Origin of the sequence: Dellaglioa kimchii, assembly GCF_046115505.1 — a bacterium.
Classification (GTDB): Bacteria; Bacillota; Bacilli; order Lactobacillales; family Lactobacillaceae; genus Dellaglioa; species Dellaglioa kimchii.
In genome coordinates, this window is the sequence record NZ_CP170736.1 from 271,006 (window position 1) to 287,474 (window position 16,469).

At 33.7% G+C, this 16,469-nt stretch carries 15 protein-coding genes and 1 other annotated feature (1 of these 16 running past the window's edge); of the genes, 13 read left to right on the forward strand and 2 right to left on the reverse strand.

Annotated elements, in window-relative coordinates:
• Positions 1 to 35: 35 nt before the first annotated feature.
• A complete protein-coding gene (locus tag ACE83Q_RS01315; protein WP_409022340.1) occupies positions 36 to 482 on the reverse strand; it encodes a YueI family protein in 447 nt (148 codons plus the stop codon).
• A gap of 68 nt (positions 483 to 550) precedes the next feature.
• On the opposite strand from ACE83Q_RS01315, the gene ACE83Q_RS01320 reads away from it, so the two are divergent.
• Positions 551 to 1,168 (forward strand): DUF1054 family protein, encoded by a 618-nt coding sequence (locus tag ACE83Q_RS01320; protein WP_409022341.1) that lies wholly within the window; start codon positions 551 to 553, stop codon positions 1,166 to 1,168.
• A gap of 25 nt (positions 1,169 to 1,193) precedes the next feature.
• Here the strand turns inward: ACE83Q_RS01320 and rpsD are convergent, their stop codons facing one another.
• Positions 1,194 to 1,802 carry a 30S ribosomal protein S4 gene (gene rpsD / locus ACE83Q_RS01325; RefSeq protein ID WP_409022342.1) on the reverse strand — a complete coding sequence of 203 codons (609 nt, stop codon included), beginning with the start codon at positions 1,800 to 1,802 and terminating at the stop codon, positions 1,194 to 1,196.
• 391 nt (positions 1,803 to 2,193) lie between these two features.
• Between rpsD and ezrA the strand changes: the two genes are divergently transcribed.
• The 12 genes from ezrA to minD all read left to right on the forward strand — a co-directional run bounded on the left by ezrA (position 2,194) and on the right by minD (position 16,321).
• Positions 2,194 to 3,915 carry a septation ring formation regulator EzrA gene (gene ezrA, locus ACE83Q_RS01330; protein WP_409022343.1) on the forward strand — a complete coding sequence of 574 codons (1,722 nt, stop codon included), beginning with the start codon at positions 2,194 to 2,196 and terminating at the stop codon, positions 3,913 to 3,915.
• Positions 3,916 to 4,063: 148 nt separating this feature from the next.
• Positions 4,064 to 5,215: a cysteine desulfurase family protein gene (locus ACE83Q_RS01335; RefSeq protein WP_409022344.1), complete on the forward strand. Its 1,152-nt coding sequence runs from the start codon at positions 4,064 to 4,066 to the stop codon at positions 5,213 to 5,215.
• A 15-nt stretch (positions 5,216 to 5,230) separates the two neighbouring features.
• Positions 5,231 to 6,448: a tRNA uracil 4-sulfurtransferase ThiI gene (gene thiI, locus ACE83Q_RS01340; protein ID WP_409022345.1), complete on the forward strand. Its 1,218-nt coding sequence runs from the start codon at positions 5,231 to 5,233 to the stop codon at positions 6,446 to 6,448.
• Between the two features lie 115 nt (positions 6,449 to 6,563).
• Positions 6,564 to 7,052: a thiol peroxidase gene (gene tpx, locus ACE83Q_RS01345; RefSeq protein WP_409022346.1), complete on the forward strand. Its 489-nt coding sequence runs from the start codon at positions 6,564 to 6,566 to the stop codon at positions 7,050 to 7,052.
• Positions 7,053 to 7,359: 307 nt separating this feature from the next.
• Complete coding sequence (locus ACE83Q_RS01350; protein ID WP_409022347.1) at positions 7,360 to 10,005, forward strand: valine--tRNA ligase; 2,646 nt, start codon at positions 7,360 to 7,362, stop codon at positions 10,003 to 10,005.
• 75 nt (positions 10,006 to 10,080) lie between these two features.
• Positions 10,081 to 11,394, forward strand: coding sequence for a bifunctional folylpolyglutamate synthase/dihydrofolate synthase (locus ACE83Q_RS01355; protein WP_409022348.1), 1,314 nt, complete (start codon positions 10,081 to 10,083; stop codon positions 11,392 to 11,394).
• Between the two features lie 49 nt (positions 11,395 to 11,443).
• The gene (gene radC, locus ACE83Q_RS01360) at positions 11,444 to 12,124 is read left to right on the forward strand and encodes a RadC family protein (protein ID WP_409022349.1); all 681 of its coding nucleotides are present in this window, start codon (positions 11,444 to 11,446) and stop codon (positions 12,122 to 12,124) included.
• Positions 12,125 to 12,331: 207 nt separating this feature from the next.
• Positions 12,332 to 13,336, forward strand: coding sequence for a rod shape-determining protein (locus ACE83Q_RS01365; protein WP_409022785.1), 1,005 nt, complete (start codon positions 12,332 to 12,334; stop codon positions 13,334 to 13,336).
• Positions 13,337 to 13,437: 101 nt separating this feature from the next.
• The gene (gene mreC / locus ACE83Q_RS01370) at positions 13,438 to 14,289 is read left to right on the forward strand and encodes a rod shape-determining protein MreC (protein WP_409022350.1); all 852 of its coding nucleotides are present in this window, start codon (positions 13,438 to 13,440) and stop codon (positions 14,287 to 14,289) included.
• A gap of 13 nt (positions 14,290 to 14,302) precedes the next feature.
• Positions 14,303 to 14,824 (forward strand): rod shape-determining protein MreD, encoded by a 522-nt coding sequence (mreD, locus tag ACE83Q_RS01375; RefSeq protein WP_409022351.1) that lies wholly within the window; start codon positions 14,303 to 14,305, stop codon positions 14,822 to 14,824.
• Between the two features lie 19 nt (positions 14,825 to 14,843).
• Complete coding sequence (locus ACE83Q_RS01380; protein WP_409022352.1) at positions 14,844 to 15,515, forward strand: septum site-determining protein MinC; 672 nt, start codon at positions 14,844 to 14,846, stop codon at positions 15,513 to 15,515.
• Positions 15,516 to 15,517: 2 nt separating this feature from the next.
• Entirely contained in the window at positions 15,518 to 16,321 is an 804-nt protein-coding gene (gene minD / locus ACE83Q_RS01385) for a septum site-determining protein MinD (protein ID WP_409022353.1), read from the forward strand.
• A 44-nt stretch (positions 16,322 to 16,365) separates the two neighbouring features.
• Positions 16,366 to 16,469, forward strand: a binding site (T-box leader) (it continues 130 nt past the right edge of the window).

Genomic DNA, 16,469 nt, shown 5'->3' on the forward strand with positions numbered 1-16,469 from the left:
CACTTAATATAAAAGTGTTAGTTTAAGTTTTTATGCTAATCGAATAAATTTTCAAAAAATGATTTTTTCTTTTCTGGCGCTTCAACTTGTATAATTGGATATTTTTCATTAATATCAATAACAGATTCATTAATCGCATTTTTTTCAGAAGCGACAACCAGCCCCATAATTTCAACCCCATCAGGAGTATCATTATTTGATGTTAATGTAAATTTAACATCATGCTTATGCGTTAAGGTGATGTATGGGGCTAATATATTCTGATCAATCGTACCATTAAGTAGAACATGATAGTCGGGATGTTCAAGTAGTTCTTTTTCAAATCCAGCCATATTTTTAGATGCTGTTACCTCAGCAACAGTCATTGCTAGGCTGACCCGCTCTCTAAATGTCCCTAAGTACTTTCTTTGTTCATCGGGATGAAGTTGAGGTGTTCCGTAAAGGCCAGATTGAAGATGTGGATCTAAGTTATTTTCAGTCATGGAGTTGACCACCTTTCAGTAAGTTATGAATTTAGCATACCATGTTTGATACAAAAGGAGAGAGCGAAATGTTTATAAAAGATGATTTTTTAATTTTTAAAGATCAAACATTAGACGGACGATTAAAAAAAATAAAGACAATTATTGATCCCAAATTCGAAAAAGTGGGAGCTGAACTACTACCTTTTTTAGAAGAACAATTAGGAATTAAAATGTATTTGCACATTGCAAAACATGCTAGAAGATCAAAAAATCCACCACCTGATACTTGGATGGCTTTTAGCGAGAATAAACGCGGCTATAAAATGATGCCACATTTTGAAATTGGTTATTGGGATGATCGGTTATTTATCTGGTTGTCTGCATTAGCAGATATTAAAGACAAAAGCTTGTATGAAGAAGGCGTTTCTGAATCTATAATAATGATTCAGAAACTAGAAAATACTTTCGTGTGGTCAGTGGATCATACAAATAAAGAGACGGGTACTTTAGCAAACACAATAACACTTACTGATAGTCAAAAGTGGAGTAGTGTACAAACTAAAGAACTATTGATTGGACAGAATTTAGCTATTGAAGATGAGTTTTTTAGCTTAAATGAATATAAACAACTAAACGACTTGAAAAATACATTACTGCCACTAATTGAAATCTATAAAATATGGACAAAAAAAACATCTCATTAAGAATGAGATGTTTTTTAATTTGAAATTATAATTTGTTGTAGTATTCAACGATAAGTGATTCGTCGATATCTGCTTCAAGTTCTTCACGTTCTGGTAAACGAGTTAATGAACCCTCTAATTTATCAGCATCAAATTGTACGAATTGTGGACGGCCAACTAATGCTTCCATTGCGTCTTTAACAATTTGTAAACTCTTTGATTTTTCACGTAATGAGATTACTTGACCGATTTCAACTGCGTATGAAGGAATATCAACGCGGTTGCCATCAACAGTAATGTGACCATGGTTTACCAATTGACGAGCTTGACGACGAGTAGAAGCCAAACCTAAACGATAAACAACGTTGTCTAAACGACCTTCAAGTAAGATCATGAAGTTAACACCATGTTTACCTTCGCGAATTGTACCAGCTTTAATAAATAAGTTAGCAAATTGACGTTCTGATAAACCGTACATCATACGAAGTTTTTGTTTTTCTCGTAATTGTAAACCATATTCTGATAATTTACGGCGATTGTTTTGACCATGATCACCGGGTGCATAAGGACGACGAGCTAATTCTTTACCAGTACCTGTTAAAGAAAGACCTAATCGACGTGAAACTTTCCAACTTGGGCCAGTATAACGTGACATATATAAATTCCTCCAATATTTGTTTTGGAGTAAAATAATCCTTTGTGAACTTAGTATTCGTGCAGTTTGTTTTGCAATGTTCACCTTTGCAGCTGAAAGGGTACTAATTGAACCAAGACAATTGGGCAACAAACTGTTGACGAGCTTACCGTCCACCGCTGCATTATTTTACACAAGACTCATCATACTGTCTTTTTAAACTAATGTCAATTTGTTTTCACGTTTGTTTACATAATAAAAAGAATATATATAATTAATAACATTAATTTCTATAAATAATAGATAAAAGCTAGTGAACGCTTTAAAGGTCTATGATATAATGATTAGAAGCATAAAATTTGAATGTGAAAAGTAAATATAAATTTTAGTAAGCTAAAGGCGGGATTAGGATATGACACAGATTTTTGTTGGAATAATAGTAGTAGCCATTATTATCTATGCAACAGCGTTTTTTCTTCAGAAACGCAATGAAAAAAAATTCGAAACATTTCGTGATCAAGTAAAAGTTATTGCTCATTCTGAAGTTGAACAACAGCTTCAGTTAACGAAGGATTTGGGGTTAACAGGTGAAAGTCTTAAAACATTTTCAGCATTACAATCAGACTTTAAAGAAGTGCAAAATGCAAAATTGCCTAAAATTTCGACACAAATTAATGAAGCATATGAAGCAAACTCGAAATATCAATTTCTTTCTAACCGTCAATTAGCGGCAGAAATAGAAGTTAAATTAATTTCAAGTGAAAAAACACTTAAAGGGATTGAAAAAGCATTAACGTCGTTGAAAGAAAGTGATGAAAGTAATCATCAAGCTGTTGATTCACTTGAAAAAAAATATCAGGATTTACGTAAAACATTATTATCAAAGAACTTTTCGTATGGACCTAGTATCGATAAACTTGAGGATAAACTAACTGGTCTTGAAGATGATTTTGACCGTTTTTCAACATTAACGAGTGCTGGAGATCATGATACGGCTGAAAAAGTTTTAAGTAAGCTAAGAGAAGATACAACCTCGTTAGAAAAGATTCTTGATGAGATTCCACCACTATATAAAAGTTTGAAGAACGAATTTCCAGATCAACTTGCTGAATTACAATCTGGTTACATGAAATTAACGGATGAAAATTATAATTTCCCAGTGGGGGATGACATCCCTAAACAAATAGACGAAATTCAAACACGTGTTGACGAAACATTACTTAAATTAGAGAACCTAGAAGTAGCGTCAACAATTGTTGCAGTTAATGACATGGCTAATCAAATTGATTATTTATATGATGTTATGGAAAAAGAGTTGGCCGCAAAAGATAAGATAGAAAAGCAAGAAGAAAGTTATCGTAAATTCATTGATCATGCTGAAAAACAAAGTCAAATGCTTTTAGTTGAATTAGATAGATTGGGTCAAAATTATGAATTAAGTCATAATGAATTAGAAGACGCGCAAAAATTAAATCAACAAATTAGGGACATTGATGCACAACATGACACTGATAAAGCGATTATTGATTCTGGTGAAGCAATTTATAGCGAGATGGCTGAGCGAGTTGAACAAAACTCTAAGTTGTTAGAAAAAATTGAATCTGAACAACAAAAAATTGATGCTAGCATTCAGGATTTACGTAGCAATGAAAAAAAGGCCAGCGCAACAATTCAAAGATTTGATATTGAATTACATCAAATTAAAAGACAAGTTGAACAGGTTAATCTTCCAGGACTACCTAATGATTACTTAGATTTTTTCTATGTTGTTAGTGATGAAATTGAAGAAGTTGAAGTAGCAATTGGTAAATTAAGAATTAACATTGAAAAAATTGCAAAACAAATTATCGATATTGAAGCAGATCTTGAAAGTTTAGAAGATAAGACACACGATCTTATTGATAGTGCATCGTTATCTGAGAGTTTACTACAATATGCGAATAGATTTAGAAACTCGAATGAAGAGATTGCAATTGCATTTGAAAAGGCAAAGCAATTATTTAATAATGATTTTAATTATGCAGCTAGTTTGGAAACAATTGCGACTGCATTAGATAAAGTAGAGCCTGGTTCATATAAAAAAATAGAGAAACAATATTATGATAATATGGAAGACAGCTTTGAAATTGAATAGTAACTATATAAGTGGGGACTAGGGCATTAATTTGCTCAGTCGCCACTTTTATATTCTATAAAGAAACACCAGGGATGAATAAAAAGTGTCAATCTGGTACGAAGTATATTATAATGAGAAAAGTATTTTTCAGAAAAGAAGGTAACTAATGATTTATTTTGATAATAGTGCAACAACAAAAATAACGCCCGAAGTTTTAGATACATATAATAAAGTTAGTGATCAAGTATGGGGTAATCCATCTAGCCTAAATAACTTAGGTGAGATAGCTCACAATTTATTAGAGCAGTCACGTCAACAGATTGCAAGCTTATTAAATGTATTTGAAGATGAAATATTATTTACTGGAAGTGGAACTGAAGGTGATAATTGGGTAATTAAAGGAACCGCTATGGCAAAAATGAACCATGGTAAGCACTTAATTACGACAACCGTTGAGCATCCTGCTGTTATGAATACAATGGCTCAGCTGGAACAGCTTGGTTTTGAGGTTACCTATTTGCCAGTTGATGATGAGGGTCGAATTAGTATTGATGATTTAAAGGCTGCTTTGAGATCTGATACTATTTTAGTTTCAGTTATGGCAGTTAATAATGAAATTGGAACCATTCAGCCTTTAGTTGAAATTGGGGACGTACTAAAAGATTATCCAACAGTTCATTTTCATGTGGATGCTGTTCAAGCCATTGGTAAAGGTGTGCAAGAAGCTTTTATGAGTGACAGAGTAGATTTTGTAACGTTCTCTGGGCATAAATTTCATGCGCCACGTGGAGTAGGGTTTATTTACAGCAAAAGAGGTCGTCACATTGAACCACTTCTTACAGGTGGTGGACAAGAACATAACTTACGTAGCGGAACTGAAAATGTACCTGCAATTACTAGCATGGCAAGAGCATTGCGATTATTATTAACAGATGAAACTAAGATGGTGATGAAACAAAAAGCTGTTAAAGAATTAGTTTTCAACCATATTAGTAAGTTTGATAAGATTACAACTTTTTCAAAATTACAATCAAATTTTGCGCCACATATATTGTGTTTTGCAATTGAGGGTGTTCGTGGCGAATCAATTGTTCATGCATTTGAAAGTGAAGGAATATATATTTCAACTACAAGTGCTTGTTCATCAAAGAAAAATCAAGCATCTGGCACATTATTAGCAATGAATGTGCCAGAACCACTTGCTAAATCAGCCGTTCGAATTAGTTTTGATGGAAATAATACGCTAGAAGAAGCAAAAGAATTTAATCGTATTTTTGATATTTTGTATCATAAATTTGAAAAAATTAATTCTAAATAATGAGAGGATGTCGACATGCAATATACAGAGATAATGGTTCGTTATGGCGAACTATCAACAAAAGGAAAAAATAAGAGGAACTTTATTGATCGCCTAGGAACAAACGTCCGAAATAGTTTACATGGTTTTGATGATTTAGTTGTTAAAGCAAATCGTGATCGGATGCACATTAATTTAAACGGTGACGACAGCGAATTAGTTATGCAACGTTTATCACAGGTTTTTGGGATTCAAAATTTTTCACCTGCAATTCGCGTTGAACAAGATATGGATTTAGTTAAAGAAACAGCTGTAGCAATGATTAGTGAGCAATTTGTTGAAGGAACAACATTTAAAGTTAACACACGTCGTTCTGATCATGATTTTGAATTAGATACTAATGAGTTGAATGACGAACTAGGTGGCTGGATTTTAGATCACGTACCTGGCATTACTGTTAAAATGAAACAGCCTGATATTATTTTACGTGTTGAAGTTCGTTCAAATGGGATTTTCTTATCTTCTGAAACGCGTCAGGGTGCTGGTGGTTTACCCGTTGGTACTGCTGGTAAAGGGATGTTAATGTTATCAGGTGGAATTGATTCGCCTGTTGCAGGGTACCTTGGTATGAAACGTGGTGTTTCAATGGAGATGGTTCATTTCTTCAGTCCACCATATACAAGTGAACAAGCTTTAGCTAAGGCTAAAGAACTAACAGTTAAATTGACACCTTATGTTGGAACAATTCAATTTATTGAAGTTCCATTTACTGAGATCCAAGAGCAAATTAAACATGATGTACCAGAACCATATTTAATGACCATAACTCGTCGTTTCATGTTACGCTTAACTGAAAAAATTGCCGAATTACGTGGTGGATTAGCCATCTTTAATGGAGAATCATTAGGCCAAGTTGCTTCTCAAACACTTGAAAGCATGGTTGCAATTAATGACGTTACAACAATGCCAATTATTCGACCAGTCGTTTCAATGGATAAAAATGAAATTATTGATGTTGCTAAAAAAATTGATACATTTGAACTTTCAATTAAACCATTTGAAGATTGTTGTACAATTTTTGCTCCACCAGCACCTAAAACAAAGCCTCGTTTAGACCGTTCAAGGGAATTTGAAGCTCGTTTGGATATCGATGGCTTAATGGAACGTGCATTGGCAGGTGTCAAGGTTAGCAAGATTCGTGTTGGCGAAGAATATTTAAATGAAAATAGTGAATTATTCGCAGAATTACTATAGTAGCACTTTAAAAGATTAGACAAATCGGTCTAATCTTTTTTTGTCCAATCAAATAAGTCGCTTCTTAAACAGTAATTGAGTAAGATAGAGATAAATAAAGAAAGGGTGGTCAATTATGAAAGTAACTCGTCATGGTAGTGAAATGGATACAGTTGGGGAAGCACCAAAAGTAGGGGAAGTTTTTCCTACAGTTAATGCGTACGATGAAAATGATCAAGTTGTAACATTACCTAAAAGTACAGGTAAAAAATTAGTATTAAGTGTTGTTCCAAGTATTACGACAAGTGTTTGCAGTATAGAAACAAAACGTTTTAATATGGAAGCAGATAATTTTAAAGATATCGAATTTATTACCGTATCTGATGATTCAAAAGAAGATCAAAAAAATTGGTGTGCCGCTGAGGGTGTAAACAATTTACAATTACTTCATGCAGATAAGGGGAATTTTGCGAAAGTTACTGGATTAGATGTTCCGGAATTTGGTCATATGGCTCGAATGGTTTTCATTTTAGATGAAACTGGACATGTTATTTATGAAGAACTGGTTACGGAAATCTCAAATGAGCCAGACTACGCTAAACTACTTGAAGAATTAAAAAAATAAAATATTGACGATTTTCAGAATAAACGCTAAAATGTGACTACAGACAAAGAATGAGAACACCAGTCATTTCAGAGATAAAATGCTAGGCTGAAACATTTTAATTAGACATTATGGTGGTAGCTCAGGAGTCGTTATTCTGAAATTAAGTAGGAATAACCGGACATTATTGTTCGTTAAAAAGTAATTAAGAGGGGTTAAAACCCAATTTAGGTGGTACCACGGCACTGTCGTCCTAAAACAGAAATGTTTTTTGATGACGGTGTTTTTTTATGCCTAAAATAAAATTGATAGATGAAAAGGAGAACTCATGACAAAAGAAGTTGAATTATCAACAAAATATGATCCAAGTCAGGTTGAACCTGGCCGTTATGAAGAATGGTTGAAAAAAGATTTATTTAAACCTAATGCTAATCCAGAAGCAAAACCTTATTCAATCGTTATTCCACCGCCTAATGTTACTGGTAAATTACATTTAGGCCATGCTTGGGATACAACATTACAAGATATTTTAATTAGACAAAAAAGAATGCAAGGCTTTGATACACTTTGGTTACCAGGCATGGACCATGCTGGAATTGCAACACAAGCAAAGGTTGAAGCTAAACTAGCTGAACAAGGTGTGACACGTTATGATTTAGGCCGTGAGAAATTTGTACAACAAGTTTGGGATTGGAAAGATGAATACGCTGATGTTATTCATAAGCAATGGGCTAAAATGGGATTATCACTCGATTATAGTCGTGAACGTTTCACATTAGATGACGGCTTATCAGATGCCGTAAAAAAAGTCTTTGTTAATTTATATAATAAAGGATTAATCTATCGTGGCGAATACATTATTAATTGGGATCCTAAAGCAAGAACCGCTTTATCAGATATTGAAGTCATTCATCAAGATGATGAAGGTGCTTTTTATCATGTTAAATATCCATTCGCTGATGGTTCTGGATTTATTGAAATAGCGACAACACGTCCAGAAACGATGATGGGCGATGTCGCTGTTGCTGTTCACCCTGATGATGATCGTTACAAAGATATTGTTGGTAAAAAAGTCATTCTACCACTTGTTAACAAAGAAATTCCTATTATTACAGATCATTATGTTGATATGGCATTTGGGACAGGGATGGTTAAAATAACACCTGCTCATGATCCTAATGACTTTGAGGTGGGTAATCGCCATGACTTACCTCGTATTAATACAATGAATGAAGATGCAACAATGAACGAAAATGCTGGTAAATATGTTGGCATGGACCGTTTTGAAGCACGTAAAGCAATTGTTAAAGATCTTGAAGCTGAGGACTTAATGATTAAGATTGATCCAATTACACATAGTGTTGGTCATTCTGAAAGAACTGGCGTTCAAGTTGAGGCCCGTTTATCAACACAATGGTTTGTTAAAATGAAACCACTCGCAGAAGAAGCTTTGAAATTCCAACAAGGGGATGACAAAGTTGGATTCGTCCCAGAACGATTTGAAAATACATTTACACAGTGGATGGAAAATGTTCATGATTGGGTTATTTCACGTCAATTATGGTGGGGACATCAAATCCCAGCTTGGTATCATAAAGAAACTGGCGAAATGTACGTTGGTGAGGTTGCACCAACTGATATTGAAAATTGGGAACAAGATAATGATGTCTTAGATACGTGGTTTTCAAGTGCTTTATGGCCATTTTCAACAATGGGTTGGCCAAATACTGATGCACCTGATTTTAAACGCTATTTCCCAACTAATACGCTTGTCACAGGATATGATATTATCTTCTTCTGGGTATCACGAATGATTTTCCAAAGCCTAGAATTTACAGATGAACGTCCGTTTGAACATGTTTTAATTCATGGATTAATTCGTGATGAGAATGGCCGTAAAATGAGTAAATCACTTGGTAATGGGATTGATCCAATGGATGTTATTCAAAAGTATGGAGCAGATGCACTTCGTTGGTTCCTATCTAATGGATCTGCACCAGGACAAGATGTTCGTTTTAGTTACACTAAAATGGATGCTTCTTGGAACTTTATTAATAAAATTTGGAATGCTAGTCGATTTGTTATTATGAATTTAGATGGTGTGGATAAAATTGAATTACCAGCTAAATCAGAATGGCAGCTTGCTGACAAATGGATATTAAGCCGATTAAATACAACTGTTTCTGAAGTTACACGCTTATTGGATGTCTTTGAATTTGGTGAAGCTGGTCGTGCTCTATACAATTTCATCTGGAATGACTTCTGTGATTGGTATATTGAAATGAGTAAAGAAAATCTTAATGGTGAAGATCAGACAGTTAAGCAAAATACACAACAAATTTTGGCTTATGTTTTAGATCAAACATTGAAATTGCTTCATCCAATTATTCCATTTGTAACTGAAGAACTTTGGTTAACAATGCCTCATGAAGGGGAATCAATTGTTGTTGCAGATTACCCAGTGGTTCATCCAGAATTTGAAGATGAACAATCAGTTATTGATATGAACAATTTAATTGAATTAATTCGTGCTGTTAGAAATAATCGTGCAGAAGTAAATGCACCTATGTCTAGTGCAGTAGATTTATTGATTAAAACAACTGATGAAAAAACAAAGATTATTTTTGAAGACAATCAAGATTTTATTCAACGATTCTGTCATCCTAAGGAACTTCAAATCAGTTCAAATGTTGTTGCTCCTAAGCTAGCAATGACGTCTGTAATTACGGGAGCAGAGATTTATATGCCACTTGCTGAACTAATTGATTTGAATGACGAAATTGCTCGTTTGGAAAAAGAAGTTAAAAAACTTGATGTTGAAGTTGTTCGTGGAACTAAAAAATTAGGCAATGAAAAGTTTGTTGCTAGTGCACCTGAGGCAGTAGTTACAAAAGAAAAAGAAAAATTAGCAGATTACCAAATTAAATTAACAGCAACTAAGGAAAGAATTTCTGATTTAAAAGCAGAAGTTTAATCTAACAAAATAGACTTATTTCGGGTACAATATACCTGAGATAAGTCTATTTTTTTTAGAAAGCGGGACGGAAAATTGATCACAACTTACGAAGAGGCACTCAATTTTATTCATGGGCGAACAAAATTTAAAAAAAGTCCATCTTTGAATAGAATGCGAGCATTTATGGAACGCTTAGATAACCCACAAGGTAATATCGCGATGATTCATGTTGCTGGAACGAATGGAAAGGGCTCAACAGTTGCATTTTTACGTGAATTATTAATTGCACAAGGGTTGAATGTAGGAACTTATACTTCACCATTCATTGTTAAATTTAATGAACGTATTTCCTTAAATGGACAGATGATTGATGATACCGCCCTTTTACATTTAGTAAATGTCGTGAAACCAGTTGTTGATCGAATGGATATTGAACTAGCCGATTTTGAGGGGGGACCAACTGAATTCGAAATTATTACTGCAATGATGTTTGTATACTTTGGCAGCATAAATCCTGTAGATATTGTAGTTGTTGAAACGGGCTTAGGCGGGAAGTATGATTCAACTAATATTATTGATCCAATTATTTCAGTTATTACAACAATTGGCCTAGATCATATGAAAATATTAGGTAATACAATTGAAAAGATAGCGCAACAAAAAGCAGGTATCATTAAACGTAATCGGCCTATTGTCGTTGGTAGAGTAACTGATGGAGTCTTTAGCGTGATTAATAATGAGGCTAAATTAAAAAATAGTCCTATTTTTCGATTAGGAGTGGATTTTAATGCTAAATCTGAGGGAACAAAATCATCATGGGAAGAAATTTTAACGTATACGTCGAATAAAATGAATATTAAACAACTTTCTGTGCCATTATTAGGTGAATTTCAAGATGAAAATGCAGCAACAGCAATTGCTACTTTTGAGAAGGTTGCTGAAATTCAGGGATGGGCCATCAGTCCTAAATCAATTAGGCAAGGTATCTCTGAGACACGATGGCCAGGACGTTTTGAAAAAGTGAATGATGAACCGTTAGTCATTTTAGATGGCGCGCACAATAGCGCAGCAGTGGATCGGATTACGCAGTTGCTTAAAACGCATTTTCAAGATAAAGAAATCACAATTATTTTTGCAGTACTAGCGGATAAGCAAGGCAAACAAATGCTGGAAAAATTAGCTGCAGTTCCTCATGTACGAGTTATACTAACTCAATTTTCAGGGCCACGTCTTGTAAGCAAAATAGATGATTTCAACGTTAATAAGTTTGATAATGTCTCCATTCAAGAAAGTTGGAAAGAGGCATTAGTTCAAAGTGTTGGCGAAATGTCTTCTGTTGATTTATTACTTGTGACAGGATCGTTATACTTTATTTCGGAGGTTCGTAGTTATTTTGTATCAGAATAATTTAAATAAGTGAATTTCTCGTATTTAATAAAAAATAGGAGGAATCACCATGTCACTTATTTCTAGTTGCTCAAATGAATATCTACTGGAACAAATCCAAAAGTATCAATGTGATAATTTATCAGATAAAGAGCTTTTGACGGTTGTTTTTAGTTTATTATTAACGAACCCTGCTGATGTTGGAAAGTGTGTTAAAAATTTTTCTTTACGTTACCAGTCTTTAAGCCAACAAAAAAAATGTTGTTTAAAAGATTATCAGTTATTGATGAATGGGAATAATCAGTCTGCAGCATTACAATTACAGGCTGTTATTGCACTGGGAACACGAATCAACAGTGAACCTCATTTTATTTGTGGACAAATCTGTTCAAGTCATGATGCTGGGGTTAGAATGGTTGCTGAGTTAGGTGGATTAAACCAAGAGTTTTTAATTGGATTATTCTTGGACACAAAAAATCAAATTGTAAAACAAGAGACATTGTTCATTGGAACTTTGAATTCAGCAACGGTCCATCCAAGAGATATTTTTGCAGTTGCATTAAAATATGGTGCAGCTAAAATTATATTGGTCCATAATCATCCGAGTGGGCATGTGACACCATCTAAGAATGATATTATTTTCTCTAAAAGAGTTGAAAAATGTGGAATTCTTATGGGAATTGAGCTGTTAGATCATATTATTTCGGGTAATACTAAATATCTTAGTATGAAAGAAGAGGGCGTCCTTTGATTATCAAGGGTGCTCTCTTGTTCTATGAAATTAGATATGATAAACTTAATAAGATTATGGATTCAAAATTAATTACCTTATAATAATTTAAGATAAACTTAATAAAAATTAGTAAATATTGAATGAAATCTCACTGTTGATTATGATATAATATAAATACTACGAATAAAAGCGCCTAGAAGGCTGACGATGAAGGGAAGAAAGACTGTGTTTGGATTTGGAACAAAGAATATAGGAATTGATTTAGGAACAGCTAATACAATCGTGTATGTTGAGGGAAAAGGTATTGTTTTACGTGAACCTTCAGTCGTCGCTAAAAATGTTAAAACTGATGAAATTGTTTCTGTTGGAGAAGATGCTCGTGCAATGATCGGTCGTACACCAAGTAGCATTGTGGCTATTCGCCCAATGAAAGACGGTGTAATTGCTGATTATGACACAACAGTTGCTATGATGAAATATTACATTCAAAAAGCTTTAGGTAAATCTGCAGGGAAACCCTATGTAATGGTATGTGTTCCTAGTGGCGTTACGGAAGTTGAAAAACGTGCCGTTATTGATGCAACTCGTGTTGCTGGTGCGCGTGACGCCTATGTTATTGAAGAACCATTTGCTGCAGCAGTCGGCGCTGGATTACCAGTGATGGATCCAACGGGTAATATGGTTGTTGATATCGGTGGTGGAACAACAGATGTTGCTACAATTTCATTAGGTGGTATTGTTTCAAGCCGTTCTATCAGAATGGCTGGCGATAAATTGGATGAATCAATTGTGTCATATATTCGTCAAAACTTTAATTTATTGATTGGTGAAAGAACAGCTGAACAATTAAAAATGGACGTTGCATCTGCATCAGTTAAAGATGCTGCATCAATTGAAGATACAACTATCAGAGGACGTGATTTAATTACGGGTCTTCCTAAAACAGTTACTGTAAAAGCAACTGATATTGCAGTTGCTATTCAAGAATCCATTGCTGAAATCATTACTGCTATTAAGGAAACATTGGAAGAAACTTCTCCAGAAATTGCTGCTGATGTGATTGACCATGGTATTGTATTAACAGGTGGTGGTGCATTATTGAAAAACCTATCAGAAGTTATTTCTGAAGTTACAAAAGTGCCTGTTTTTATTGCTAATGAACCACTCGACTGTGTCGCAATTGGTACAGGTGAATCATTAAAAAGTATCGACGTCATGAAGAAAAGATAGATTTTAAAAATCACATAAGCTAAAAATGAAGAGGTTGGTGGTTTATTTATCCAGCCTCTTAATTTTTTAGTTAATTATAAGGTAAGTGGAGGATAGCGAACATGCAGAAATTTTTTTCAAATAGAAGACTAGTCATCATTTTAATAGCCATTATTGTGAGTTTTAGTTTAATTTCATTTTCAGTTTCCGTTAGAAATAAAAAATCAACACCACCGCTCATTCAAGAATTTGGTAATGATGTTGTTGGTCTATTTGATAGAGCAGTTAGTTATCCTGCAAATGGCTTAAAAAGTTCAGTTATTGGTATTTCTGATCTTTTAAATACATATCAAGAAAATCAAAAATTAAAAAAACAAGTTGATAAATTAGCACAAGTTCAAGTGGAATCAGACACTGTTAAAAATGAAAATAAACAGCTGAAAAAGGAATTAAAATTGGACAGTACATTGACTGATTATACTTCAATTAATGCATCTGTTTTAACGCGATTACCTTCTGGTTGGCTAAATCAACTTGTGATAAGTAAAGGTAGTGCGTCTGGTGTTAAAAAGAACGCACCAGTGATGGCTGGTTCTGGATTGATTGGTCGTGTTATAGAAGTTAATAAAACAAATAGTAAAGTTGAATTAATATCGACTACTAATGATTCTGCTAATAGATTTGCAGTTCAAGTAAATAATTCAAACGATGATATTATTAATGGTTTAATTACTGACTATGATAAAACAGATAATTTATTAATTATGGGTCAAATTACTTCTAAGAAAGCCTTGAAAAAAGGTGATTCTGTTGTCACATCTGGTCTTGGAGGCACAACACCAAAGGGTTTAAATGTTGGTGTTGTGTCTAAAGTTGAGCAAGGTGATTATGGACTTGCTTCTAAAATTTATATCAAACCTGCAGTTGATTTGAGTGACCTAACGGTTGTAACAGTTGCTCAGACGTTGGATTAGAAGGTGAGATTAGATGAGAAATAAAAATAGACAGTATATTTTTCCGTTAGGACTTATTATTTCCTTTTTTTTGGATGGTACAATACAATTTGTTTTTATGGAACAGTTACAATCACAAACGACTATCATGGTTAGTCACCTGTTGTTGTTATGGTTGATAATGGGTATCTTTTACTCAGATAATAAGCATCTTGAATTATGGGCGTTTGGTGTTGGTCTAGCATTTGATAGTTATTATGCCGGTATTTTGGGTATTTATATGATTTTGTTACCATTAATTGTTTATTTAACTAAAATAGCATATCAATATTTCGAACCATCTTTTATTGTGATATTACTCATTTATTTTATTGATTTGGCAGTTTTAGAAGTTTCGTATTATGCAGTCAATGAGATGATTGGATTTGCTAATGAATCTGTAACAACATTCGTTAGTACTTCGTTTGGACCAACTTTAGCTTTTAATCTGGTGGTATTTATTATTTTGTACTATCCAATATCAAAATTAATGAATTTAAGTAACCGATATAATTAAAATTCAGGGGTGAACGTAGATGCAAGGTGTTATTTTAAAAGGTTATAAAGATGGTTATGAAATTATTCTTAAACAGGATTTCGGATTTGATAAAATTTTGGTTGAACTTAGAGAATTATTTAATAATTTAAGTGCTGAAAAAAAGAATGCTGATGAAACGGTTATTTCGTTTGATATTAAAACAGAAAATCGATTGTTTTCAGCAGATGAAAAGCAAAAAATCGAAAAAATTATTTCTGAATACCGTAATTTTAAAGTACACAAAATCGAATCTGAAGTAATGACCATAGAAGATGCTAATATTTTAAAAGAAAATGACAACGTTCATTTATGCTATCTAACAATTCGAAGTGGACAAATAGTTGATTTAAAAGGTGATATTTTATTTTTAGGTAAATTACATCAGGGTGGTCAATTACGAGCTGCTGGCAATATTTTTGTTATGGGTGAAGTTCAAGGTGTCATTCATGCTGGATTTAACAATAATACAGATAGCATTATTGTGGGCGATGTTTCAGCTGCTTCACAAGTACGAATTGGTGAATTAGTTGATATTATAGATGATGAAAAAGTAACAAACAGTCAAGATACTGTAATCTATGTTAATGATTTACATATTATAGATTATGGCAATCGAGATGAATTAAAGTCACTTCGACCAAAATTATTTAATCATGCTGGAGGATATTAAAGATGGGAAAAGCAATTGTTGTAACATCTGGTAAAGGTGGTGTTGGTAAAACAACATCATCTGCAAATATTGGAACTGCATTAGCACTTCTTGAAAAAAAGGTTGTTCTAATGGATTTAGATATTGGTTTGCGTAATTTAGACGTTGTTTTAGGCCTTGATAACCGTATCTTATTTGATATTGTAGACGTAGCTGAGGGTCGTGCGCGGTTACACCAAGCACTCATTAAAGATAAGAGATTTAACGAATATTTATACTTATTACCTGCTGCACAAAATACTGATAAATCAGCATTAGTTCCTGAACAAGTAAAAGCAATTGTTGATGAATTAAAAGAAGAGTTTGACTATGTTATTATTGATTGCCCAGCTGGAATTGAGCAAGGTTTTATGAATGCTATTGCTGGTGCAGATATGGCTATTATTGTAACAACGCCTGAAATTTCTGCGGTTCGTGATGCAGATCGCGTGGTAGGTTTATTAGAGCAAAATCCATTATTACAACAACCAAAATTAATTATTAATCGCATCCGTCGTCAAATGATGGAAGATGGTCAAGCAATGGATGTTGATGAGATTACGCGTCATTTGTCTATTGATTTATTAGGAATTATTGTTGATGACGATGCTGTTATTAGTACATCAAATCATGGTGAACCTATTGTTTTAGATTCTAAAAATCCTGCTGGATTAGGTTATCGTAATGTAGCACGTCGACTACTAGGGGAAACAGTGCCCTTGATGACGATAAAACAGCCTCAAAAAGGTTTTTGGAAAAAAATGGGTTCATGGTTTAAGAAAGACTAATTCTTGACAATGTTAATGGCAGTATGCTAAATTATTATCAATTAAGAAAAACGTTGAACAGAAGATTAAGGCTTAAATAAACTTTTAAAGAGAGTATCGATTGCTGAAAAGATACAGTTCTTAAGTCTGAAACACATCTGCGAGTTGA

Bases quoted from the DNA above. Each gene is read 5' to 3' on its own strand.
- ACE83Q_RS01315 (WP_409022340.1), bottom strand. From the start codon at position 482: ATGACTGAAAATAACTTAGATCCACATCTTCAATCTGGCCTTTACGGA.
- ACE83Q_RS01320 (WP_409022341.1), top strand. From the start codon at position 551: ATGTTTATAAAAGATGATTTTTTAATTTTTAAAGATCAAACATTAGAC.
- rpsD (WP_409022342.1), bottom strand. From the start codon at position 1,802: ATGTCACGTTATACTGGCCCAAGTTGGAAAGTTTCACGTCGATTAGGT.
- ezrA (WP_409022343.1), top strand. From the start codon at position 2,194: ATGACACAGATTTTTGTTGGAATAATAGTAGTAGCCATTATTATCTAT.
- ACE83Q_RS01335 (WP_409022344.1), top strand. From the start codon at position 4,064: ATGATTTATTTTGATAATAGTGCAACAACAAAAATAACGCCCGAAGTT.
- thiI (WP_409022345.1), top strand. From the start codon at position 5,231: ATGCAATATACAGAGATAATGGTTCGTTATGGCGAACTATCAACAAAA.
- tpx (WP_409022346.1), top strand. From the start codon at position 6,564: ATGAAAGTAACTCGTCATGGTAGTGAAATGGATACAGTTGGGGAAGCA.
- ACE83Q_RS01350 (WP_409022347.1), top strand. From the start codon at position 7,360: ATGACAAAAGAAGTTGAATTATCAACAAAATATGATCCAAGTCAGGTT.
- radC (WP_409022349.1), top strand. From the start codon at position 11,444: ATGTCACTTATTTCTAGTTGCTCAAATGAATATCTACTGGAACAAATC.
- mreC (WP_409022350.1), top strand. From the start codon at position 13,438: ATGCAGAAATTTTTTTCAAATAGAAGACTAGTCATCATTTTAATAGCC.
- mreD (WP_409022351.1), top strand. From the start codon at position 14,303: ATGAGAAATAAAAATAGACAGTATATTTTTCCGTTAGGACTTATTATT.
- ACE83Q_RS01380 (WP_409022352.1), top strand. From the start codon at position 14,844: ATGCAAGGTGTTATTTTAAAAGGTTATAAAGATGGTTATGAAATTATT.
- minD (WP_409022353.1), top strand. From the start codon at position 15,518: ATGGGAAAAGCAATTGTTGTAACATCTGGTAAAGGTGGTGTTGGTAAA.